1 pseudogene is annotated in these 307 nt (G+C 41.7%); it reads right to left on the bottom strand.

From position 1 onward, the window contains the following. Positions 1 to 71 precede the first annotated feature (71 nt). Positions 72 to 203, bottom strand: a pseudogene (locus NXS07_RS22020) (TubC N-terminal docking domain-related protein); the annotation flags it as partial. Positions 204 to 307 lie beyond the last annotated feature (104 nt).

Here is a 307-nt window from a genome sequence, read left to right as displayed (position 1 = left end):
TGGCATGTGACACCGCCTTTTATTTAAGGAAGAAGAGCCCTATCATGGCACATGATGGATTACGGCTGTAGTACTAGCTCTTGTTTATGGCTTTTCCATTCGCTGAGCAATTCCGGTGGTATATTGTCGCGCGTGGTCCGATATTTCAGCTGGTTATTGACAACAAACAGCGTGATTCCATGTTCTAAAGCTTCATTGACGATTTGTACGGCAGTTTTCGTATATCACCTTCTATATCCGTCGTCATTGAAGATGCTTGATTTTTCATTTGTATCAGATCATGATCGCGCTCATGAAAATTAATCTG

The sequence above is a fragment of the Xenorhabdus bovienii genome (assembly GCF_024721015.1).
Lineage (GTDB): Bacteria > Pseudomonadota > Gammaproteobacteria > Enterobacterales > Enterobacteriaceae > Xenorhabdus > Xenorhabdus bovienii.
This window is presented reverse-complemented; position numbering and strand designations above follow the sequence as displayed.